The sequence below is a fragment of the Herbinix hemicellulosilytica genome, from assembly GCF_002904165.1.
Taxonomy (GTDB): domain Bacteria; phylum Bacillota; class Clostridia; order Lachnospirales; family Lachnospiraceae; genus Mobilitalea; species Mobilitalea hemicellulosilytica.
Map to the genome: position 1 here is coordinate 37,035 of NZ_CVTD020000005.1, position 23,588 is coordinate 60,622.

Here is a 23,588-nt window from a genome sequence, read left to right on the forward strand (position 1 = left end):
TTTTAATTGATACTATTTTTTCTTCATATTATAATATGATTATGAGTTCTGCAAGATATTTATTATCTTTAGGTAAAACATATCAAGATAATCTTGTTTCATATAATCGATTAATTAATCTGATATGTGCTTATGTGTCAGATGAGATTTTTTTCTTTTTTCTATGTTGCCAAAAGTTTAAAAGGTGATATAATTTGTAATGGTTAATTTGAATCCGGTCATGACAAGTTGTCAAGATTGATGAACCGGCATGAAACAGAGTGCTCAGAGAATAAGGTAAAAGCGTACATACGGCATACAATACAGCACTATTAGAAATCGGGTAACCTGAAGATATTATAGGGTTTACAGAAAGGGATGTAATATATTATGAAATTTTTTATCGATACGGCAAACATTGATGAAATCAAAAAAGCCAATGAGATGGGTGTAATCTGTGGAGTTACAACAAATCCTTCCCTTATTGCAAAAGAAGGAAGGAATTTTAATGAAGTTATCACAGAGATTGCTTCCATCGTCGACGGGCCTATAAGCGGAGAAGTAAAAGCAACGACGACGGATGCCCGGGGCATGATAGAAGAAGGCAGACAGATCGCATCAATCCATCCGAATATGGTCGTGAAAATTCCGATGACAGAGGAAGGTTTAAAAGCGGTAAAAGTTCTTTCCTCTGAAAACATAAAAACCAATGTGACATTGATATTTACCGCTACGCAGGCGCTTCTTGCCGCAAGAGCCGGGGCAGCTTATGTATCCCCGTTTTTAGGAAGGCTTGATGATATTTCAACACCCGGTGTTGAATTGGTAGAAACGATTGCAAAGATTTTCCGTACTCATGGAATTAAAACCGAAATTATCGCAGCCAGCATCCGCAACCCTTTCCATGTAATTGAATGTGCATTAGCCGGTGCAGATATTGCAACCGTTCCTTATAATGTAATTGAGCAGATGATTAAACATCCGCTTACCGAGATAGGTATAGAGAAATTCAAGAAAGACTATTCCAGCGTTTTTGGTGAATAAGATTAATACATAAAAAGAGATTGCTGTATAATTCTATCGGGGATATATTTGGTTTTAACACCGGTAAAAGAAAGTGCGTCATTTTCGGACTCTATAAGTTCGACTATGACGCACAAAACATATTAGAGTTTTTTAACGATAATTACAGTTATATCTATTTCCTCTTGACTAATTATATATATTTTCAGAAACGTTACTATCTTTTTAGCGGCAACAATTCATCCAGTGCCAACCTGATATACTTGTCCCACAGTTCAAAGTCATGGGTATAACCTTCAGGGCAGATGTAGTTTACAGGATAGCCTAATTCTTTTAGTATTTGCACGTCTTTTTCCACTCTGTATCTTATAAACTCATCACTTCCGCAAATTATATGAAAGTCGCATACCTCAACACCGTTTTGAATGTTTTTTCTGGCTATAGCTTCAATATTATAAGGGGAGTCAATTATTGAGTCTGCACTTCCAAAGGATGAATTATAAATGGGGAAATTAGTTCTAAAGTGGCTTCCTCTTAATTCTTCAATTAATGTCTCTGTGGAAAGAGTCATGCCGATTCCTCCGGAGATGTCAACACAGGCTCTGTAGAGGTTAGGATGCATGATAGCGGTACCTAAAGCAATATTACCGCCCATTGCATATCCAACAATAAAATTATCCTCTCTTTTTGGAGATGAGGCAAAAAGAGTCTGTATTACTACAGGCAGCTCCTCGGATAAAAACTTTTGATATTTTACCCCGTACCGGGTATCTATGCCAAAAGAGTTGGGAATGCAGGGGGTAACAAGCATGACATTATTTTTTTGAGCATATCGTTCCGCATTGGTGTATCTGTAGGTTAAAGTATCATCATCGCCTCCGCCGTGTATAAGATAAACAGTTTGGAACTTCATACCGGGTTTATATACTCTTGGGCGTTTTCCTTCTATTGACAGCGGATTTGCGCAAGCATCCTGCTGATAATAACTGTATTCGTCCGTTGGGTAGACAATAGAAACATCAACATAATATCCTAAGGTTTGGCTTCTGAAATTAAAACGCATATAACTCATTCTTCATTAAAATCCTCTCTGTAATTTATATTTTTGCTTTTCATATACTGCTTTCTGTATTCACTGGGTGTTATATTTTCATGTTTTTTAAACATCTGAGTAAAGTGGGAAAAGTTGCTGTATCCTACTTCCGATGCAACAATGCTTACAGGTATATTGGGATTTTCCAATAGGTCTTTAGCTGAATCGACTTTTATCCTTAAAATATAGTTTTTTACGTTTTCACCTGTTTCTTTTTTAAATAATTTTGAAAAATATTCCGGGCTTAGATGCACATAATCGGCAACATCTTTTACAGAAATGTTGTTGGATATATTTGCCAGTATATATTCTTTTGCCCGCTGCACATCATTTTTGGATTCTTCTGTCATGGAGGCGTTGGCTATCGCATTTATGATAAATGAGATTCCCTTTTTCAATGATTTAACATCATTGAAACTGTTCATATAATCGTTGTAATTATATTCATTTGTAAATAGATTCATAATATCAATGTTCTGGCGGTATGAATAAACGAAAAAAATCTTTGTAAGTTGCTGGTGGAATTCGCATAAGTTGTCTAAATTAAGCCGGTTTACGGACACATAAAAATTCAGATATGAGAATATATTCTCTTCCAGCAGTTTAAACTGATTATCTTCTAAAAGTTTAGTCCAGCGTGCTATATTTTCAGGTATATTTGTGGCCCCGGACACCGAAACGTTTTTGTCGCAATAATACATGCCGGGTTTTTTAGCCACATTGTTGCTTAATAATTGATGAGCAGCATAAATTGTATCACGAATTCCTGAAAGTTGACCTCGGGGGGTAGCATAGCAGGACAGTTCAGATCCTAACTTATTGCAAAGAGTTTTATAGAAATTTTCAAAGGCATCCTGATTAAGCTCATCCAAAGCATTGCTGTTGCAAAACAAAAGGACAACAAATTGCTTATATCTGTTAAGGCATACCAGTGGATATATTATCTGTGAATTAAAACTTTCTGCAGCACTTTCAAGTAATGTAATAAAAATGTATGAATCGGAATACGTTGGCAAATCCGATTCGGAATAAGGATAGATATCTATAATGACTGCCTGAATATTGGAATCCTCTTTGATGGGATATCCGAACTGATTCAGTGTATCAATGGATTTCTTTTTGTTTGAAGGATTATGAGAAAAAAGATTTAAAACTATATTACCGATAATCTCCATATTATAATATTGTTTCAGTTGTCTTTCAGAGACAATTTTTGAAACCGCACGCATTATAACGTCTTCGATTTCATGGTATGGTGCCGGCTGTAAAATGTAATCAAAACATCCTAACCGTATGCTTTCTTTAGCGTATGAAAAAGAGGCATGGGAAGTTAGTAGTATTATAATTATGGCAGGATAATTTTCACATACCCATTTGCTTAGTGTAAGACCGTTTTCACCGGGCATTTCAATATCAGTCAATAATATGGATATATCATTTGATTGAATTATTTTTTTGGCTTCTGAAACGTTTGTTGCCGTATAAACATTTTCTATACCGATTTTATTAAAATCAACACCGCTTGTTATACCTTTTAATACGGAAATTTGATCGTCTACTATTAAAATATTCATATTATAGCTCCCTAATTAGTGAATTATTGCATAGTTTCAGTTTCTTCCAGCAGAGGAAGATATATCAATGCACAGGCACCTCCTGAAGGGCTGTTGTAAAATGCGAATCTGTAATTGTTTTTATATATAAGCCCAATCCTATGTTTTAAATTGGATATTCCTACATGTTTTTTTGCAAACAGGTCATTTTCCGAACTGTTTAATTTTTCAAGTATATCAGGAGGGTACCCTACACCGTTATCGGTGAGGTGAATTTGCATAACAGGTACTCCGTTAATCTCAGTTTTACTGATTTTTATACTGAAAATAATAAGTTTACTGTTGTGCCTGTTGTATTTTGCCGTGTTTTCCAAAAAAGTCTGGATAAGGAGTGACGGAACCATATATTTGTGCAAGCTCTCATCAACCTGCTGATCAATTATTATGGGATTTTTCTGATCCAGCATAATAATATTATAATAATCGTTAACTTCTCTTAGCTCGGATTCTAAGGTAACAAGTTTCAGATTGTCATGAAAAACATAACGAAAATGATTGGACAGGGATATTAATATTCGTCTCATTTTCTCATATTCGCCGCATTCCAGCATGTTATATAAACTTTTTAGACAGTTAACAAAAAAGTGCGACCGGGTCTGAGCATAGTAATATTGCAGTCTTGCGTGGTCTTTCTCAAAGGTTTCACGCTGTTTTTCATTGTTTAGGACAATTTTTTGCTCTATTAAATGGGCAAGAGCGTTGTTAATGTTGTTATATTCAATAATATTTGTGTCCTTATTTGCCAGAAATGATTCCGGATTATTTTGCTCTAAAAGTTTTGTTGCGTCATTTATACGGTTAATTGGATACAGCAATATGTTATTTAATGAATAGATTATATAAATTATGATACCGCAGGTTATTATAGTCAACAGAATAAAAACAAATACCAGTATTTGCGTAAATGACCACATATAATCTGAAGAAAATACGAAGCATAAGCTAATATCAGTATTTTCAACAGGCATAGTTCTTATAACGTACTTTGAAAATAAAGGAGTAGGGATTGTATCGTTTAAGTCATTTACCGTAATACCCATTTCTGCAAAAAAATCTTCATTAGTCAGAATCTTTTCCCGGTTAAAAAAGCCATAAGAAAAAAAAGAAGCATCTGTACCGGATTCATCTATCAGGTTGAAATTATTAAGATCCAGTGTAGCGCAAACATAAATATCCTTAAGTCTTAAAGTCTTCATTAAAACCGAGTTGTTTTCGTCATGGTAGATCAACCATGTGTTTAATTGGCTCATATCCTGATTAAACCAGTAATTTCTCATACTTTCTTTTAACAGATAAATTTTGTGTGAACCATTGTTTAATGAAATAGATGAGCCTGCCGCAAACATGGAAACTCTGTTTTCTTCGTTAAAAACAAATATGCACTCATAAGGTGCAACATGTCTTTTCAGCATTTCCGTTATATTATACTGAATTGCGACTTTGTCCGAGCCTTTTAAATCCTCAAGAGTCAGTAGCTGAAATGAATTGTCGGCATAACAAAGCTTTTGCATAAAGGAAGATACCTCTGACATTTCTGTCTGAAGGGTATTTACATAAAATCTCATGGCTGAATTGGCGTTATTTGACATCTGCCTGTAGCTGGATCTTATGAACATTATACAATAAAAAATTAAAACACATGACGTACATACAAACAATGAAATAAAGTATTTATAAAATACCTTTTTAATAGAAAAAGCAGTTTTTTGTCTAAAAAATACCATAAGCATACTCCATATCTAAGAAAATCGCTATAAAAATTGAACAAAAGCTAAGGCGGATTTTAGTTTAATATTAGCAAAACAAATAAAAAAAGTCAATAAATCGACAAAATATATCAGAAAATCACAAGGCCAGCGTTTGACTTGCTATTGTCAAAATGTGAAAATAAATATATCAAAAGCTAAAGGAGATGGATATATGGCCTATTTGGAAATAAACGCGTTATCCACAATTTTATGCGGTTCATTCAGCGCCAAGGTTTATCTGCCTGAAATGGACAAGCTGATGCTTGACGATGAAAAGCATGAAAAAAAGTATCCGGTATTATGGCTTCTGCATAGTGAAGGCGGATCATCGCTTGATTGGAATAAGACGATGGCTGAAATCTGTGCGGTAGAACTCGGTATATTTATTATTGCCCCGGATGCTCAGCATTCTCTTTATACCAATATGTATTATGGACCCAAATATGAGAATTTCCTTGCTTATGAACTGCCCGGAATATGCAGAAACAATCTACCTATATCGGAAGATCCAGAACTGAATTGGATTGGCGGTGTGGGAACTGGGGCATATGGAGCAGTTAAAGCAGCATTAAAACACCCTGATGTTTTTTCAAAATGTATTGCTATGGACGGAATATTTGACATGGATGCAATTTGCAAAAAAGCTTTAAACGGTGAGCCTATCGGAATTTTTCACAAAGAAGAATCTTTAAAAGCTGTGTTCGGAGACATTACAAAAGTGGCAGGAAGCGAGCATGATGTTTATGCATTGGCCAAAAAGTGCAATGCGGGTAAATTCTATATTACCGGCAAGAAAGGGTCAATGTACGAGGAAGAAAGAAAACGCATTGCAGCAGAACTGAAAGATAGAGCCGTATATATCGAAACAACCGGTGAAGTCATGGACTTTAGTGAGCCGATGGTATTAAAGAGAGCAGTAGAATGGTTGTGCAATAAATAATATAGGAGGATGAAAAATGGCCAACTTCAGATTGCATTATTTTTCGGAAGCACTCCAGATGACGGTGGGAGTTAACGTTATTATACCGGAAAACACTTGGGGTCATTCTCTAGCCGACAGACCCAAAGGATATCGTTATCCGGTACTGTGGCTACAGTCCGGAGGCGGATTTGATTATACCGACTGGCAGAGGTATACCGCACTGGAACTTTATGCTTCGGAAGCCGGGATTGCAGTGGTATGCAGCGGTACTTACTGCTCCGGTTATATGGATACAAAGCACGGTGATTTTAAATATTTTACCCAGCTTTCCATAGAAACACCAAAAGTGGTAAGACACCTCTTCCCCTTATCGGAGGATCCGAAGGAAAATTATATTGCAGGTTTTTCCATGGGAGGGTATGGGTCATTAAAATGGATGCTGCGTGATCCGGAAAAATTTGCGGCTTTTGGACTTTTCTCCGGTGTAAAAAACGTACCGGATGTTATTCCTGAAAATGAGGACCGTAACGACGATTTCTATATGTTTGCCGCTGCGTTTGGCGATGCGGCAAATACAAAAAATACGGAAGATGATGTCGTATATATGCTTAAAAAGCAATTGGCAGCGGGGAAGAAATTTCCGAGAGGTTATATATCAACCGGTATGGAAGACACTCATTATGAGGACAATGTATATTTTATGGATCTTTATGAGTCCATAGGCTTAAAATTTGAAAGAATAATCGATCACGGTGCCCATAACTGGGAATATTGCAACCGTCATATCAAGAACTTTCTTGACTGGCTCGATATAAAAGGAACATATAAGAGAGATTCTGAATAGTGGGAAGGAGATTAGTATGGGAGAAATGTTTTTAAGACCGGGTATTCCGGATGACGATAACAGAGAGTACCTTCCCGAAAAGCTAAAAGGCACGGAAATTGTGGTTAATGAAAACGGGAATAACTCACAGCCGTATCCCAAAAACTTGAAAGAGTATCATGGAGTAATTGCGGACGGCGTAGAAGACGAGTGGTATGTATATGTACCGGACAGTTATGATCCGTCAAAAAAAACACCGCTGGTAATATCTCTGCACGGTGGAATGATGACAGGCTGGGGCCAGGCTGTGTATACCTCATGGACTCTGGTTGCAGAAAGGGACGGTTTTATAGTTGTATTTCCCAATGCAAGCCATAACCGTTTTTGGCAAGTCCAGTGGGGGACTTGGGAAGTTGACAAAGCTTCACCGGGTTCAATGGAAGGTGAACCTCCGGGGGTAAAAGGAAGCCCCGAAAATGTAGGCGAGAACCATGACATAAGATTTATATTGGGACTTATCGATTTGATGAAACGTACCTACAACATTGATGAAGGAAGAATTTTTATGCAGGGCATGTCTATGGGAAATATGATGACATCCTTGTTTGCCAGATATTTCGGAAATGTATTGGCAGGGGCTGCAGGATCAGGAGCGGCAACATTCTTATCGCTGTTATATACAAAGGAAGGAAAAATAATCAATAAAGGCGGCCCGCTGGCATTTTGGCAGTCATTGCCCGAACTAAACGATATCCCGCCCGGCAGGGAACTTGAAAAAAAGGTGCATAAATACAATCGCCTTTATTGGATGAGGATTAATGAGTGTGATTTAATACCCCAGATTACAATACAGGGTGAAAATAACCTGGCCTTCTATAAGGGAAAGAAAGCTGACTTTGTTTATTTTGACATTAAGAACAGAGACCACGGTCAGACCTTTGATGATGCTGCCCTGATTTGGGATTGCTTCTTTTCCGGTATCAGAAGAAATGCAGAAGGCAATATAGTATGTACAGAAACGGTTAAGCCCAGGATAGGGGATGATTTTGCTTTCGCGGTGACAAGCGGTAGCCATATGGCGTGGTTGAAAAACAGTATTCATAAAATGTCGGGAGAAACCGTTTTGTGGAGGAAGATGAAGTATCACGGACTGGACGGAGGACAAAAAATCAGAGGCGAATATCATATGGTACCTTTGTCTTTCCTTGCTGAAGCCTTTGATGCAAAACTTAAATATTCCGAAGACAATCTTGTGGCATGGATGAATTTGAAGGATGGCAGAAGACTTCAGTTTGCAAGGGGAAGTATCGGCTGTATCATAGACAATTCGCTTACACAGATGTACTGCGAAGCATTGCACCGCAATAACGAACTTTACATTTCAGTCGAATGGTTTTCGGAATATGTCTGCAATATGCATGTATCAATTTGTGAGGATGTCGTGTATGTAGCAGATCATACAAGCAAACTGTCGGCTAATATGGCAGACCTTATAAAAGATTTACTTACTGACAATATTGTACCGGAAAATTATTCAGAAATGCTTTAGATTTTTTATAAAGAATCCGGCTATCAGATTAAATATTGTCATTGAAATGAACGGATATGAATTAAAAATGTTTAGGAATGGAGGCTGTTATGGCAAATAAAATAAAAATCTTGCCCGGAACTCCCGACGACAATAATCGGGAATACTTACCGGAAGCTATTAAGGGTTCGGATATTGTGGTAAATGAAAACGGAAACAACTCACTGCCGTATCCGAAAAGGCTTCAGGAGTTTCATGAAATCATGGGTAATGATACTCCTGATACATGGTATGAATATGTACCCGAGTGTTATGACCCCTCAAGAAAGACCCCACTGGTATTGGCAATGCACGGAGGTTTAATGACCGGATGGGGACAGGCGGTTTATACATCATGGACCCTGGTGGCCGAAAGAGATAATATTATTGTTGTTTTTCCCAATGCCCACAGCAGAAGATTATGGACTCTTGAAGCAACCGAAGTGGAGCTTAAAGTCAATTCGCAGTTACCGGATGAAATTAAGCAAAACCTGGCTCCGAACGATGAAAATCCTGATATTAAGTTTATACTTGCTTTGCTTGAGTACTTAAAGGGTAAATATAACATCGATGAAGAAAGAATTTTCATGCAGGGCATGTCCAACGGAAATATGTTTACTTCGCAGTTTGCCAGATATTTCGGTGACAAATTAACAGCCGTTTCCGGTGCGGGAGGCGGAACGCCCAACCCCAGGCTTTTATATAAAAATGGAAAATTGATAAATCATGCAGGCCCAATCGGAATGTGGATTTCAATTCCGGAAAAGAACGGTTGCCCGCCCTGGTGTGAATTTGATGACTTAACAATATATAAATATACAAGAGTTTACTGGAATGAGTTAAACGGATGCACAACCGACCCGGAAATCAGCATAGTCGGAGAACATGCCTTTGCCTTTTATAAGGGTGAAAAGGCTGACAATGTATTTCTTGAAATTAAAAACAGGGATCACGGACAGACACTGGATGAAGCGGCTTTGGTATGGGATTATTACTTTTCAGGACTTAGACGAAAACCGGACGGAAACATAATAGATGAGGGATCAAGGATTCCACGTACCGGGGACAAGTTCGCGGTTGCTGTTGCGGACGGCTGCAAAACAGCATGGTTTAAAAACAAAAAAACAGAGATGAAAGCCCCGGCTATTAAATGGCAAAAGCTGAAATACCACGGATTAAACGGGGGACAGATAGTAAGAGGGGAATATATCTGTGTACCTGTTTCATTTATAGCCCAGGTCTTTGATATCGAGTATAAATATGAAGAAGATGGGGCTGTGGCTTATCTGTATCTGAAGGATAAAAGAGAATTACAGTTTGCCCGGGGAAGTATTATCTGCATTATGGAAGATGAAATCCGCAGTATGTACTGCGAAGCCTTACACAGAGACGGTGAGTTATACATTTCACTGGAATGGTTTGCACGGTTTATTATGAATATGTGTGCATCGAGATTTGAAGATGTCTTATACGTTACAGACCATCATGCAGAACTTGGAGAAAATATGACGGATATAATACGAAACCTGCTCCATAATAAAACAGAAACTGTGGAAATCTAGAAAGGAGATATGAATATTGGCTGATATCAGGATATTGCCGGGAACTCCGGATGACAATAACAGAGAGTATCTTCCGGAGAAGATAAGACATACGGATATTGTGGTAAATGAAAACGGAAATAATTCCATTGTATATCCGAAAAGGCTTCAGGAATTTAAAGAAGTGCTGTTAGACGGGGTTGAAGATACATGGTATGAGTATGTTCCCGAAAGCTATGACCCCAGCAAAAAAGTTCCTCTTGTTATCGGACTGCACGGTGGGCTTATGACCGGATGGGGACATGCGATTTATACATCATGGACCATATTGGCAGATAGGGAAGGATTTATATGCCTCTTTCCAAATTCCCATGAGAAAAGAATGTGGGCTGTTAACGGTGTGTTTGATACCTTTGATCCTTCACTTGCTCCGGATCTTCCGGTTTTGAATCCACCTAAAGACATAAAAGAAAATCATGATATGAACATGATTTTGGCCCTAATTGAAAGAATGAAAGAAAAATATAACATCGACGAGGGCAGGATTTTCCTGCAAGGTATGTCTATGGGAAATCTCATGGCAAGCCAGTTTACAAGAGAATATGGTCATATCCTTGCCGGTATGGCAGGTTCGGGAGGCCCGTGTGAGTTAAAAAGTATATTTGATAAGGACGGTAAGATCATAAATAAATCCGGCCCTCTTGCAATCTGGCAATCAAGACCGGAGAAAAACGGCCTGCCTCCCGGAAAAGAATATGATGAGTTCTTAATAAATAAGATGAACCGTATTTACTGGATGAGGATAAATGAATGTGAGCTGATACCACAAATAAGCATTATAGGAGAAAATAATTTCGCCTTTTATAAGGGGAAGAAAGCCGATTTAGTTTACCTTGACATAAAAAACAGGGATCATGGACAAACCTTAGATGAGGCATTTTTATACTGGGATTATCTTTTCTCTGGAACCAGACGAAATGAAGACGGAAGCATAACTCATGACGAAAGTAAGTTAAACAGAACCGGAGACGAATTTGCAATAGCGGTAGCCGACGGTTTTGATAAAGCATGGTTTAGAAACAAGGTTGTAGATTTAAATACAAAAGCAATACGGTGGAATAAGCTTAAGTACCATGGCTTAAACGGCGGAGAGTTAGTAAGAGGCACTTATATGTGTGTTCCGCTTTCGTTTATAGCGGAAGTATTTGATGCTGAGTATTATACGGATGACAATGCGGCCACTGTAACATTGATCCTTAAAGACAAGAGAAGATTACAGTTTGCCCGAGGAAGTATCGGCTGTGTAATAGATGATACGGTGCGCTGCATGTATTGCGAAGCACTTCACAGGGACAATGAACTGCTGGTTTCCATTGAGTGGTTTGCCAAGTATTTTTATGGACTTCATGTATCAACCTGTGAAGGCGTGACTTATATAACCGATCATTTTGCCGAATTATCCGCCTTTATGGCTGACCTTATAAAAGATATACTGGCAGATACCATTGTACCTGACAATTATGATGAAATGCTATAGGCAGGAATCAATGAAAGAGGCAGTTTGTTCATGGATAATTAATATATAAGAACTTAGACTGATAAAAATTTGAAAGGAGATTAGTAATGACCAAGTTTATTGCCTATACACACATTGGCGATTACGGACAAGCGGTAGATAAGATTAAACTTGTACCGGATAAGGAAGTACAGATAGATGAGATATCTCTCAATATTGAAGGGCATTATTGTGACTTAAGCGGAAAGAAATTATCGGAAGGAATTTTATCTATAGAAAAAAGCCAGGATGGTTATGAATTGTTAATGGACCCGTTTTTATACAGGTATGATTTTAAAATCACAGGGAAAATAGGCCGGGACGAAATTGTCGTAACAAAAGAGAATATAGATGAAGTTGTGGTTAAAGGCCTTGATACCTTTATTCCAAAGGAAGAAAACGGAGTTATTTACAGAATATATGAGCCGGAAGCAACTACTCCGAGACCACTGGTTTTATTTTTACACGGAGGCGGAGAATGCGGCGAGGATAATGTCCTTCAATTGACCGGTACCATAGGGGCCTTAAGGTTAGCCGAGATTTGGTCGGATATGTACGTTATGGCACCGCAGGCACCGGGAGGATCCCTTTCTTTTCTTGAAGTTTTTGAAGTAATGAAAAAGAGGGGGAATCCGTTCCGCGTTGATATAGGTATGACTCCGTTTTCGCTTAAAGGTGAAAGAGGATGGAACAGGGATTACTTAGGAAAAATAAGCGACATTATCCGTAAGATGATAGCCGAAGGAAAAGTCGATCCGAAGAGAGTTTATGTAATCGGAATGAGTATGGGAGGGGCAGGAACAATCAGTATGGTTTCTGTGGCACCGGACTTGTTTGCCGCAGCCTTGCCGATCTGCCCGAGTATGAACGGTGAAACATACCCTCAATTATTACATTGGCCAAAGGTTCCTGTATGGATTACCACAGCTTATATGGATCATCAGCGCGGACGGCATGCTTACATACTGAATGCATGCAATAAACTTTGGGGCGAGGGCAGAAAGGACGTTAAGTATACTATATATCTTCCTGAGGAACTTGAAAAATACGGAATAGGAAATACAGAGGGATTAAGCCTTAGTGAACTGGAAACAGAAAACCACAACAGCTGGATACTTACATTGCATAATGCAAACGGAATTCTCGACTGGATGATCTCCCATGTCAAAGAGTAAAGTAAAATAATTTGGTATTACAAGGTTAAACTTTAAAAATTGCTTATTGAAAGGAGGATACTATGTCTTTACTAACTTTTAATTTTGAAAGCGAGTATTTAAACAATAATCATGAAATTTCCATAATTCTTCCCGATAAGAAGAGAGGTGTCGAACCAAAGGAATTCTACCGCAGCGGAAAAAAATATAAAGTACTTTGGCTGCTTCACGGTACTTTCGGTGATCACACCGACTGGATTCGTAAAACAAATATTGAGCTTTATGCCTGTGAAAGAGACCTTGTGGTAGTAATGCCTTCGGCGCTGAATTCGAACTATTCCAATTGGCCCAAAGCCATGATGGGATTCAATATGTATGATTATTTCATAAAAGAACTGATGCCTCTTGTTTACGGATGGTTTCCGGTATCGGATAAGAGAGAAGACAATTTTATTGCAGGCCTGTCCATGGGTGGCAGAGGTACGATTAAGCTTGCAGTTAATTTTCCTGAACTGTTTGCGGCAGCAGGAGTATTTTCCGCGGCTCCGGTACCATTTGATGAGATAAGGCCCGGCCATCCGTGCCCTATTATGGATCCTACTCATCCGAGAATGGCACAAATTATTGAAAATGCAGGCGGTTTTGAGGCTTACAAAGCTTCAGAAGAAAATGTCTGGGCAATTATTGATAAACTGGCTCCGACGGGAAGACTGCCCAGGTTAATGTTTGCATGCGGACATGAAGATCATCTCCTGTATGACAGGTATAAAATATTTAAGGAACACTGCAAGGAAATCGGCCTTGAAGCAAAGTGGTTTGACCTTCCCGGATATAAACATGAATGGAGATTCTGGGATTTGTGCATCCAGGAGGCACTGGATTTCTTTGGACTTGAAAAAAACGACGGAGGAAATCCCTTCTAATACGGCTTTTACATTTTACAATTTTACAGTGATTAACTATTTATAAACATATTAAAAACCTCCTGTATTAATTAATGTGGCTTATTAATAACACATTAATTGTACAGGAGGTTTTTAACATATAATCCGTCAAATAGGAAACATGCCTTTCTTGATTTGGCTTTGCTTAAGCTTATTCATTCATGCATTCGTAGGCAAGATCTCTGATTTTCGGATGTATCTCACTATATACTTTAATGAAATTCATGATGTGCTGTGCATAAAAGATACTTATATGATTGAACGGATCAACTAATGCATAGGCACCGGCTGCACCGTCCCATCCAAACTCGCCGACCGGTGACTTGGATGCATTTTGTTCAACCAGTACTCTTACTCCGAGACCGTATTCATAACCGATTTTGCCGGATGCGGCAAAATCTTTGCTCATCTGCCCGGTGGTATAAGGAATAGTAAACAATTTTACCGATTCTTCGGAAAGGATTCTGGCACCGTTAGCCCCGACACCGTTGTTGCTTAAAGCATCGATAAAGGTACTGTATGCTTCAGCCGTACCCGCAAGGCCGGCACCGCCGCTTTCATAATTGGCAGTTACTTTAAAACTGTCAGACATAAAACCGTCATCAGGCTTTATTTCATCGGAACCGAATACACCGGTATAAAGGGCACATATTCTGTCTGATAAATTCTTATAATCCCAATGGAAGTAAAAATCTTTAATGCCCAGGGGATCAAAGATATTATCCTTTAAGTAATCTGAAAATTTTTGGCCTGACACAACCTCAACCACCGCTGCAAGAACGTCATGTCCGAGACCATAGCTATATCTGGTTCGGGGTTCATATACAAGAGGCATCTTGGCTATTGCAGCAACCACTTCCCTGGTTGATGCCTGATTATTGCTGTGTCTTTTTATTTCCATTAATTCATCGGAATGAGTATCATAAGAAAGCCCTGCAGTCATTGTCATAAGGTCAATGATTCGGATTGAATTATGGGCCAAATGGCACCGGTCAGTTGATTTAGGCCATTTAATAGGAAATTTAAATTCAAAACTATCGGCTACCATCATATGGCCAAATTCAGGAAGGTAGCGATAAACTTCGTCGTATAATCCAAGTTTCCCCTTTTCAACTAGTTGCAATACAGCAGTCATAGTTACAACTTTTGTTGCGGAAAAAAGCCTAAAAAGAGTATCCTCGGACAGGGGTACGGTCTTTTCAAAGTCAGAATAACCGGTCATATGATTAAAGACGACCTGGTGATCCTTTGTTATTCTGCAGGCTGCGGCGGGAACTCCGTATTCTTTATGTAATGAATCCATATATTCCCTTAATTTGTTAAAATTCATGGCAACTCTCCTTTTATCAGAAGTTTTTATAGTTTTTATATGAATTTTGCATCAGACAATACAATAATAACTTATTATAAAACACGTTCGCAACCGTTTTCTGTGTCATAATATGTTATATTATAGGTTAATGATTTAAAATCTGCATATAATGTAGTGCGGTATTCATCCTTTTCCCAGGTAATGGTTATTGTACCGTCACCCTTGTCTTCGCCGACTTGTATGTTACCGTTAAAGGCTTCATAAGTATTTCTGAAGCGCATCAGTTCATAAAGCCTTTTGCATACCGGTTTATTTACAGCAGCTTCGATTTCTTCCATAGTGTAATTGTGGCGGTTAATAGTTCTTGGATCAGGATTAGTCTTAAGGCCCTCTATATCATTTTCTCCCGCAAGGAGGCCAACGTAATAAACCTGGGGAATTCCAGGGGTAAAGAACTGAACTGCTCTGGCAATAAGGTAAGCATCATCATTACAGCGCAAAGCGGAATAATAGGTAGACCCAAGCTGATAGTACTGGAATTTTTCACCTTTTCTTTTTATCATACTTGGAAGTTTGATATATTGCTTTGCTTCTTTTGTAATATCATCCACATCTTCTCTTACAAGTTCAATTTCGTCTTCGGTTAAGAGGCCCATCACATCCACTACACCGATGCCGTCATGAGTATCCAGGGTAGTGAACTGTTTTCTGGGACATATATTAAGCCAATGAATTAAACGGTCTGTGCGTCCGCTTTTTAAGCCATGCAGTAAAAGCATCGGAAGGGCAAAATCATAAACCCAGTAACCTTTTTCAGCCATTTTTAGCTGTATCGTATAATTTTCATGTATCTCTGGAAGCATCTCGGTGCCTGTTTTTCTTAAGGGCTTCATTCCGATTTCAAGTACGTCCCAAATTTCCGGTTCGACAAAAAAGCATGAAGTTCCGGGTCGTTTTGAGGCATAGGCAAAAGCATCAAAGCGTATTAAAGGGACATGGCTTGACAGAATACCCAAGTTTCTTTCGTAATAATCCTGGGTAGCTTTTGAGTAAGGATTGATATCAATTTGCTCCTCAAAAAAGGTATTCCATAAATGAACTATTTTGCCGTCTTTTCGGACAAATTCAATATAAGGATAGTTTGCCTTTCTTCTGTACAAGGCCATATATTCTTCTTCGGTTGGATTGCCGTTGGGCCAGAACTCCTCCCAGTGGATGAACATATCGCGATATGGTGAAGCATCGCCTTTTTCCATATAATCTTTAAATTCTTCGGAACGAATTGAGACATGATTTAGCATAAAATCGGCCATCATATAGTATTTATCCGCAAGTTCGTCAATGTCATCCCAAGTACCGAAAGCGGGGTCAACAATGTCGTAATTAATGACTGCAAAACCGCGGTCACCGGAGGATGGGAAGAACGGCAGGATGTGAAGACCTCCGATTACTCCGTCAAAATATTTTTCCAATATTTCATTTAGTTCCTTCAGATTTTTGCCCATACTGTCCGCATAGGTGATAAGCATTATTTTATTTTCTATTTTCTTCATAACTTTTCCCCTTTCTTAACCTTTTACAGAACCTATTGTAATTCCCTTTACAAATGTCTTCTGGAAGAAGGGATAGGCAAAAAGAATAGGTAAGAGTGCAATAACTGCAATAGCCATTCGTATGCTGATACTCGGAAGTTCGGTAATTCTTATATTAGGATTTGAGTGTGTTTGCAAAAAGGCTATATTGCTAAGAACTGAGTTTAAGTAATTCTGAATACCGTAAAGCTCTCGTCTTGTCTGGATGAAATAAACACCGTTTGTCCAGTTGTTCCAGTAACCGATGGCTGTCATAAGTGAAATCGTTCCGATAATCGGTTTGGACATGGGGATAATAATATGAAACAGGGTATTAAACTCTCTTGAACCGTCTATCATAGCTGCTTCTATAACTTCGGTAGGAATGTTGGAATTAATGTAAGTTCTGACCATAATTACAAAAAATGCATTCATTAACAGGTAGGGTATAATCAAGGCCCATACTTTATCAGTAAGATGAAAGATTCTCGAATAAACCATGTAAGTAGGTACAAAACCACCGTTAAATAACATGGTGAAAAACAGGAAGAAAGATAATACCCGCCTTCCGGGCAGGTCATGCCTGGATAAAGGATATGCAAAAAGCAATGTCATAGTTACACTTGCTAATGTCCCTACTCCGGTTACAAAGAAACTCATGCCGTATGCTCTGATGATATTATCTTTAACACTCCAGATATATTCGTAAGCAGAAAGTGAAAATTCAGTGGGAATAAATGAATAGCCGTATTTTGTAAGAGCCACTTCCGATGTAAATGAACTTGCAATTAATAATATGAAAGGAAGGATACATGCCATTACGAGTAAAAACATGATTAAGCCCATTACAAATCGGAACACTTTGTTGTTATAAATCATGAGATCATCCTCCTTTTGCTAGAATAAGCTGCTTTCTTTGTCAATTTTTGATACAACATAATTTGCTGTAAGCACACAGGTAAAACCAAGTATGGACTGTAAAAAGCCACCGGCTGTTGAACGGCCAATATCGTTTAGCTCAAGCAGACCACGATATATATATGTATCAATGGTCTGGGTTGTTGAGTATAGCAAACCGCTGTTCATAGGAACCTGATAGAACAAACCGAAATCTGAATAACAGATTCTGCCTATTGCAAGCAGCACCAATGTTATAATTGTAGGTTTTAGAGACGGTAAAGTTATATGGCGGATTTGAGCCCATGTTCCGGCACCGTCTACCGTTGCTGCTTCATAATAACTTTTGTCAATACCAATAAGAGTAGAATAGTAGAGAATGGAGCTGTATCCAAATGTCATCCACAGATAAACTATGGTAATAATGACAGGCCAGTACTTGGCTTGGTTATACCAACTGATAGGCTCTATTCCGAAAATAGGAAGTATACTCTTGTTAATAAATCCGTTGTTTCCGGATAAAAATGCGAAAACTATATAACTGATGATAACGGTTGATAATAGGTAAGGGATTAAAATTACAATCTGACTAAACCTTTTAAAAAATTTATTACGTATTGTATCTAAACTTATAGCCACAAGAATACCAACTATATTGCCCAACAGGATAAATGCTAAATTATATAAAATCGTATTTCTGAAAAAGATAAAAGCATCATTTGTAAGGAAGAGATATTTGAAGTTATCAAGCCCGGACCAGGGACTTTTAAATAACCCTATCTGATAATTTACTTTTTTAAATGCAAGCGTAAGCCCGGCCATCGGCATATAGTTATTAATTAATAAGTAGATAAAACCCGGCAGCATCATAATATACAGCGGTATATATCTTTTAAATTTTTGAAAAGACATTTTATTTTTTTTATTTTTAGCTTTCATAAAGACCCCCTTGTTATAGCAAGAATAATTTTGTTATTTAATAGTACCATAATTAAAAAGTATCATAAAAATTAATAAACGAGCTATCATTAATTTGTCACATATTATTTAAATTTTAGTTTTAGCCGGAATTATTAATTTTAGTTATTGTAGGAATTAGCTAAAATTATTATAAAAAAAATAAAAAATGTTGGAAAAATGATGATTTATGTCAAAAAAACGATAGAAGAAGTATAAATTAATTTGCTATGATTTTTTATGTAAAGTAAAAGACGTAGTTACTGGCTTTACTCAACAACAATGATTGTAAAATAGGAGGAAGGTAAATGAAAAAAAGAATATTTGCAATTATACTCACAATTACTATGATTGCAGCACTTTTTGCCGGTTGCGGTTCAAAGAGCAAAAACTCGGACTCAAATACTAATAAAACAGAAACCGGGAATAAGACTGATACCGCAAATCAGGACAATAACGGCAAAAACAATGGACAAACAGATGCGGAATATCCTGTTATTAAAATGGTATATGCAGTTGTTTTTCCTTCCACAGACGAACAGGCTATTGAAGAAGAGCTTAACAAGATTTTAAGAGAAAAAGCACAAGCAGAGATAGATCTTGTAGGTATTGAATTCGGTAACTGGCAAACTCAGCTGAACTTAATGCTTAGCGGAGGCGGATCGGATTCAATCGACTTATTCAATTCCTTCTGGTACACATCTGTAAGTAACCTGGTTACCAATGGTCAGGTAATGGCACTGGATGATTTGCTGGCTAATGAAGGAAGCGATATTAAGAATCTGTTTGTAAGCAATGAACTGGAAGAATATCTTAACTGTGGTGTTGTAAACGGAGTTCAATATGGTATTCCTAGTATGTATGCATATTGCACAGAAAATATCTTCTATGCAAGAACCGAAGATGCCAGAAAAGCCAATATAGACTGGAGTCAGGTTAAAACCATAGATGATATGTCTGACGTAATTCTTAAGCTTAAAGAAGCAAATCCTGACAGCTATTATGTACCCGGTTCAACCGAACCTTACTGGATACCTAAGAGCATTGACTATTTAGGAGATACCAACTATCTGGGAGTATTGACAAATCCTACTGAAAGCACTAAAGTAGAGAACTATTACGAATCAGAATACTTTTACAATTTCTTAAATCATGTTAAGGAATGGAAAAAGGCAGGCGCTATCAGCCCCGATCCTCTTAGCAACAGCAATCCTACTCTTATGAATCTTCTTATGGGAGTTGTAAACGGAACACCCGGTTATGCATGGGATTCGGCTGTAAGCATGATGGCAACTATTGCTCAGAACGGAATAGATCTGGAAGGCACCAATGTAACAGAAGCTCTTTCAACAACCAGTGACGCAACAACTTATATGTGGCATATTAGTTCTTTCTGTAAGAACCCTGAAGCTGCTATGAGAATTCTTAATGTATTATATACAGATCCTGAAGCAGCCAACTTAATTGCTAACGGTATTGAAGGATTAACATATGAACTGGATGAAAACGGACAAATGGTATATCCCGAAGGTGCCAACGGAATGGCTGATTTAGGATGGGCTGCAGCTTCCATGGCATACTGGCCTAACGTTATGCTTTGCAAGACATGGTACTATGAGCCCCTTGATGTATATGAAAAAATGATGGAGAAAAATAAAACCTGTGATAAATCTCTGGCATTGGGATTCACATTTGATTCTACCAAAGTGGCAAACCAGATGGCAGCCTGCGCAAACGTAGTTGCACAGTATTATACACCGTTAATGTACGGCGAAGTTGATATTGATTCTACATTGGTTGAATTCCAGCAGGCACTCAAAAAAGCCGGCATTGATGATATTATTGCTGAAAAGCAGGCACAACTTGATGCATGGCTTCAGAGCAAGAATAAATAATCGGAATTATAAGAATACCGATTATACAGGTTAAATGATAATTCATTAAAACTAACTTATAAATTAATAGTTACAAAAAACAAAGGGGAAAGGCTTAGCCTTTCCCCCTACTAATAAATGATATTTTTATAAATATTATTGTAATTATCCCAAAATAAAAAACCTGAAAACATACTGTTTTTGACTTATTTAAAATAAAAAGCGTATACTTAGATAAGGATTTGAGACAATGAATGAAAAGCTATGGAACAGACATTATATATTTATTCTTACAGTTAATACCTTAAATGCATTCTCGTTTTACATGACCGCCACAATTCTTGCAAAATATCTGGTTAATATCGGAATTACGGTGACGATGGCTGGTTTTATTGTAGGACTGTTTTCTCTCACTTCTTTATGCTGCAGACCTTTTAGCGGTATAATGGCAGACCGGTTAAATAATATTTCAATGCTAAAATGGAGCAATATCCTGATGGGAATAGGAACATTGGGATTTACGATAACCAAACAGGTTCCCCTTCTGATAATTTTCAGAATAATAAACGGCGTTGGCTTTGCCTTATCCGGGACATGCCAGATAGCTTTTGCATCCCGCCATATCCCTAAAAATAAGATGGGCGAAGGTATAGGATATTTGGGACTGGGAATGGTTCTTGGATCTGCGGTTGCTCCCGGTATAGGGCTTGCAATTGCAGAGAGCTTCAGTATGAACGTAACTTTTATCAGTTCAGCCGCACTTACACTTATAGCCTATCTTATCCTTTGTTTTGAAAAAGATATTAAACAGAAAAATTCCGATAGAAAATGGATTAGTCTTTCTGAGCTGATATCAGTAAAAGCTATTCCGTATACATTGGTTGCAGGTTCTTTTTCGTTTGTAAACGGTATTATAGCTTCTTACCTGGTTCTTTATGCTGAGGAAATCGGAGTAAAAGGCATCAGCATATATTTTACCGTATGTGCTGTAGTCCTGTTTATTATAAGGCCGGTATCAGGAAAACTTATGGATAAGAAAGGAATCAGGGTAACAGTATTACCGGGGCTCTTGCTAACCGCCATTGCAATGTTTATGCTGGGCAGAAGCAGGACCTTAACCATGATTTTGATTACAGGAGCAATTCGGTCGCTGGGTCAGGGTACTGCACAGCCTTCCCTTCAGGCCGGATGCATTAATGCAGTCGGAAATGAAAAAAGCGGTGTGGCTACCAGTACATATTATCTTGGTTCAGATATATGTCAGGGGTTTGGACCTATGATAGGAGGAGCTATTGTAGGCGAACTTGCTGGAATTGCCGGATACACTGCATTATTTAGCACATGCGGTATACTATTATTATGTGCTTTTGTGTTCTTTTTCTTTTTTTCTAAAAAGAAGGCTGCAATAAGAAACTAATAACGATTACTTAAAATTTAAAAACTGTTTAGGATTATGTTGGATAAATTTTAAAAGTATTTTAGGTAAATTGTATTGCAAAATAAGAAAAATAAGAGGTGAAATTGTGGAGTATAAGATAAAGTTATTGCCGGGTATTCCGGATGATGATAACAGGGAATATCTTCCCGAAAAGCTGAAAGAAAGCGAAATAGTAGTTAATGAGAACGGAAACAATTCTCAGGTTTACCCTAAGAAGCTGAAAGAAATGAAGGCTTGCCTTATTGATGACAAAGAGGATACATGGTATGAATATGTTCCTGACAGTTATGATTCTTCCAAAAAAACTCCGTTGGTAATTTCTTTGCATGGGGGGCTAATGACCGGATGGGGACAATGTGTTTATACATCCTGGTCCCATGTGGCCGACAGAGAAGGGTTTATTGTGTTGTATCCCAATGCCCACTTGCGCAGATTTTGGCAGATTGAATGTGAAAGAAGATTATTTGATATTCTCTCAGCACCTAACGACGAAGGAATTTACATGCACGATTTTCCGGATGATCCGAGAGAAAATAATGATGTAAGAATTATTTTTAAGCTTATTGATATTATGAAAGAAAAATATAACATAGATGAAGAAAGGATTTATATACAAGGGATGTCATTGGGTAATGCCATGACTTTAGTTATGGCCAGACATTTCGGAAATCAATTTGCCGCAATGGCAGGATCGGCAGGCCCGAGTACCATAGGGCACTTATTTGACGAGAACGGTAAGCCAAAAAATAATGCCGGGCCTCTTACCACATGGCAAGCCAGAATGGAGTTTGACCAGGGACCTCCGGGAAGTGATGATCCGGTTGAAGATGTTGTTGCAAAAAACAGGGAATACTGGTTGATAATTAACGAATGTACCGATCTGCCGCAAATTAAAATAGACGGAGAAAATAACTTTGCTTTCTACCATGGCAAAAAGGCGGATTATGTTTTCAGGGATGTCAAAAACAGAGATCATGGACAAACTTTTGATGAAGCTGAGCTGGTTTGGGACTATCTTTTCTCAGGCGTTAGAAGAAAAAGTGACGGTTCAATTGAATATATGGAGCCAAAACTTAAAAGAGAAGGAGATAAGGTATCCTTTGCCGTAGCGGATGACTGCGAATATGCCTGGGTAAACAATGAAAAATTAAAAATGCCTGCAAAATCATTAATGTGGAAAAAACTTAAATATCATGGTTTGCATGGTGATGCGATAGTTCGGGGAGAATACTGCATGATTCCTGCATCCTTTATAGCAAAAGTAATGAATGCTTCATATGAGGAAAAAGACGGATGGGCACAGATGATTTTGCAGGATGGAAGAATATTGCAGTTTGCAAGAGGCTGTATTGGATGTACAATAGATAACAGGGTCCGTTCAATGCTGTGTGAACCTATAGAACGGAACAATATGTTATATATCTCAATTGAATGGTTCTGCAAAGATATTTTAAACTGGCATGTATCCACATATAATGATGTAATGTATGCTACGGATCATTATTCACTCTTATCAAGAAACATGGCAAGGCTTATAAAGGATTTGTTAAAACAGAATTAATTAAATGTAAGGGGGA

Annotated in this window: 18 protein-coding genes; 11 read left to right on the plus strand and 7 right to left on the minus strand. The window is 37.9% G+C overall.

Annotation, left to right across the window (positions count from 1 at the left end; all coding sequences use genetic code 11):
• Nucleotides 1-369 precede the first annotated feature (369 nt).
• Nucleotides 370-1,023 (plus strand): fructose-6-phosphate aldolase, encoded by a 654-nt coding sequence (fsa, locus tag HHT355_RS00450; protein WP_103201496.1) that lies wholly within the window; start codon nt 370-372, stop codon nt 1,021-1,023.
• Nucleotides 1,024-1,219: 196 nt separating this feature from the next.
• On the opposite strand, the gene HHT355_RS00455 is transcribed toward fsa, so the two are convergent.
• From HHT355_RS00455 to HHT355_RS00465, 3 genes are read right to left on the minus strand one after another with little or no spacing between them, the layout of a single operon-like run.
• Nucleotides 1,220-2,074, minus strand: coding sequence for an alpha/beta hydrolase (locus tag HHT355_RS00455; protein ID WP_103201497.1), 855 nt, complete (start codon nt 2,072-2,074; stop codon nt 1,220-1,222).
• On the minus strand, nt 2,071-3,669 hold the full coding sequence (locus HHT355_RS00460) for a response regulator transcription factor (RefSeq protein ID WP_103201498.1): 1,599 nt from the start codon (nt 3,667-3,669) through the stop codon (nt 2,071-2,073). The genes HHT355_RS00455 and HHT355_RS00460 overlap by 4 nt, the downstream gene beginning before the upstream one ends.
• Before the next feature lie 23 nt (nt 3,670-3,692).
• On the minus strand, nt 3,693-5,432 hold the full coding sequence (locus HHT355_RS00465; RefSeq protein WP_158245844.1) for a sensor histidine kinase: 1,740 nt from the start codon (nt 5,430-5,432) through the stop codon (nt 3,693-3,695).
• 196 nt (nt 5,433-5,628) lie between these two features.
• Between HHT355_RS00465 and HHT355_RS00470 the strand changes: the two genes are divergently transcribed.
• The 7 genes from HHT355_RS00470 (at nt 5,629) to HHT355_RS00500 (ending at nt 13,941) form a co-directional block, all read left to right on the plus strand.
• The gene (locus HHT355_RS00470; RefSeq protein WP_103201500.1) at nt 5,629-6,396 is read left to right on the plus strand and encodes an alpha/beta hydrolase; all 768 of its coding nucleotides are present in this window, start codon (nt 5,629-5,631) and stop codon (nt 6,394-6,396) included.
• Nucleotides 6,397-6,412: 16 nt separating this feature from the next.
• Entirely contained in the window at nt 6,413-7,222 is an 810-nt protein-coding gene (locus HHT355_RS00475) for an alpha/beta hydrolase (RefSeq protein WP_103201501.1), read from the plus strand.
• A gap of 16 nt (nt 7,223-7,238) precedes the next feature.
• The gene (locus HHT355_RS00480; RefSeq protein ID WP_103201502.1) at nt 7,239-8,750 is read left to right on the plus strand and encodes a stalk domain-containing protein; all 1,512 of its coding nucleotides are present in this window, start codon (nt 7,239-7,241) and stop codon (nt 8,748-8,750) included.
• Nucleotides 8,751-8,839: 89 nt separating this feature from the next.
• On the plus strand, nt 8,840-10,330 hold the full coding sequence (locus HHT355_RS00485) for an alpha/beta hydrolase family esterase (protein ID WP_103201503.1): 1,491 nt from the start codon (nt 8,840-8,842) through the stop codon (nt 10,328-10,330).
• A 16-nt stretch (nt 10,331-10,346) separates the two neighbouring features.
• Nucleotides 10,347-11,846 carry a PHB depolymerase family esterase gene (locus HHT355_RS00490; protein ID WP_242967468.1) on the plus strand — a complete coding sequence of 500 codons (1,500 nt, stop codon included), beginning with the start codon at nt 10,347-10,349 and terminating at the stop codon, nt 11,844-11,846.
• An 86-nt stretch (nt 11,847-11,932) separates the two neighbouring features.
• Complete coding sequence (locus tag HHT355_RS00495; RefSeq protein WP_103201505.1) at nt 11,933-13,039, plus strand: carboxylesterase family protein; 1,107 nt, start codon at nt 11,933-11,935, stop codon at nt 13,037-13,039.
• 62 nt (nt 13,040-13,101) lie between these two features.
• Nucleotides 13,102-13,941: an alpha/beta hydrolase gene (locus HHT355_RS00500; RefSeq protein WP_103201506.1), complete on the plus strand. Its 840-nt coding sequence runs from the start codon at nt 13,102-13,104 to the stop codon at nt 13,939-13,941.
• A 172-nt stretch (nt 13,942-14,113) separates the two neighbouring features.
• Here the strand turns inward: HHT355_RS00500 and HHT355_RS00505 are convergent, their stop codons facing one another.
• The 4 genes from HHT355_RS00505 to HHT355_RS00520 form a co-directional block, all read right to left on the minus strand.
• Nucleotides 14,114-15,292, minus strand: coding sequence for a serine hydrolase domain-containing protein (locus HHT355_RS00505; RefSeq protein WP_103201507.1), 1,179 nt, complete (start codon nt 15,290-15,292; stop codon nt 14,114-14,116).
• A 74-nt stretch (nt 15,293-15,366) separates the two neighbouring features.
• Nucleotides 15,367-16,827: a sucrose phosphorylase gene (gene gtfA, locus HHT355_RS00510; protein WP_103201508.1), complete on the minus strand. Its 1,461-nt coding sequence runs from the start codon at nt 16,825-16,827 to the stop codon at nt 15,367-15,369.
• A gap of 15 nt (nt 16,828-16,842) precedes the next feature.
• Complete coding sequence (locus HHT355_RS00515; RefSeq protein WP_103201509.1) at nt 16,843-17,724, minus strand: carbohydrate ABC transporter permease; 882 nt, start codon at nt 17,722-17,724, stop codon at nt 16,843-16,845.
• An 18-nt stretch (nt 17,725-17,742) separates the two neighbouring features.
• Nucleotides 17,743-18,681, minus strand: a complete 939-nt coding sequence (locus tag HHT355_RS00520; protein WP_242967469.1) for an ABC transporter permease — start codon at nt 18,679-18,681, stop codon at nt 17,743-17,745.
• A 326-nt stretch (nt 18,682-19,007) separates the two neighbouring features.
• Here HHT355_RS00520 and HHT355_RS00525 point away from each other — a divergent pair, with 326 nt between their 5' ends.
• From HHT355_RS00525 to HHT355_RS00535, 3 genes are all read left to right on the plus strand, one after another.
• Entirely contained in the window at nt 19,008-20,594 is a 1,587-nt protein-coding gene (locus tag HHT355_RS00525) for an ABC transporter substrate-binding protein (RefSeq protein WP_103201510.1), read from the plus strand.
• A gap of 229 nt (nt 20,595-20,823) precedes the next feature.
• Nucleotides 20,824-21,990, plus strand: a complete 1,167-nt coding sequence (locus tag HHT355_RS00530; protein ID WP_103201511.1) for an MFS transporter — start codon at nt 20,824-20,826, stop codon at nt 21,988-21,990.
• A 106-nt stretch (nt 21,991-22,096) separates the two neighbouring features.
• Nucleotides 22,097-23,572, plus strand: a complete 1,476-nt coding sequence (locus HHT355_RS00535) for an alpha/beta hydrolase family esterase (protein WP_103201512.1) — start codon at nt 22,097-22,099, stop codon at nt 23,570-23,572.
• Nucleotides 23,573-23,588 lie beyond the last annotated feature (16 nt).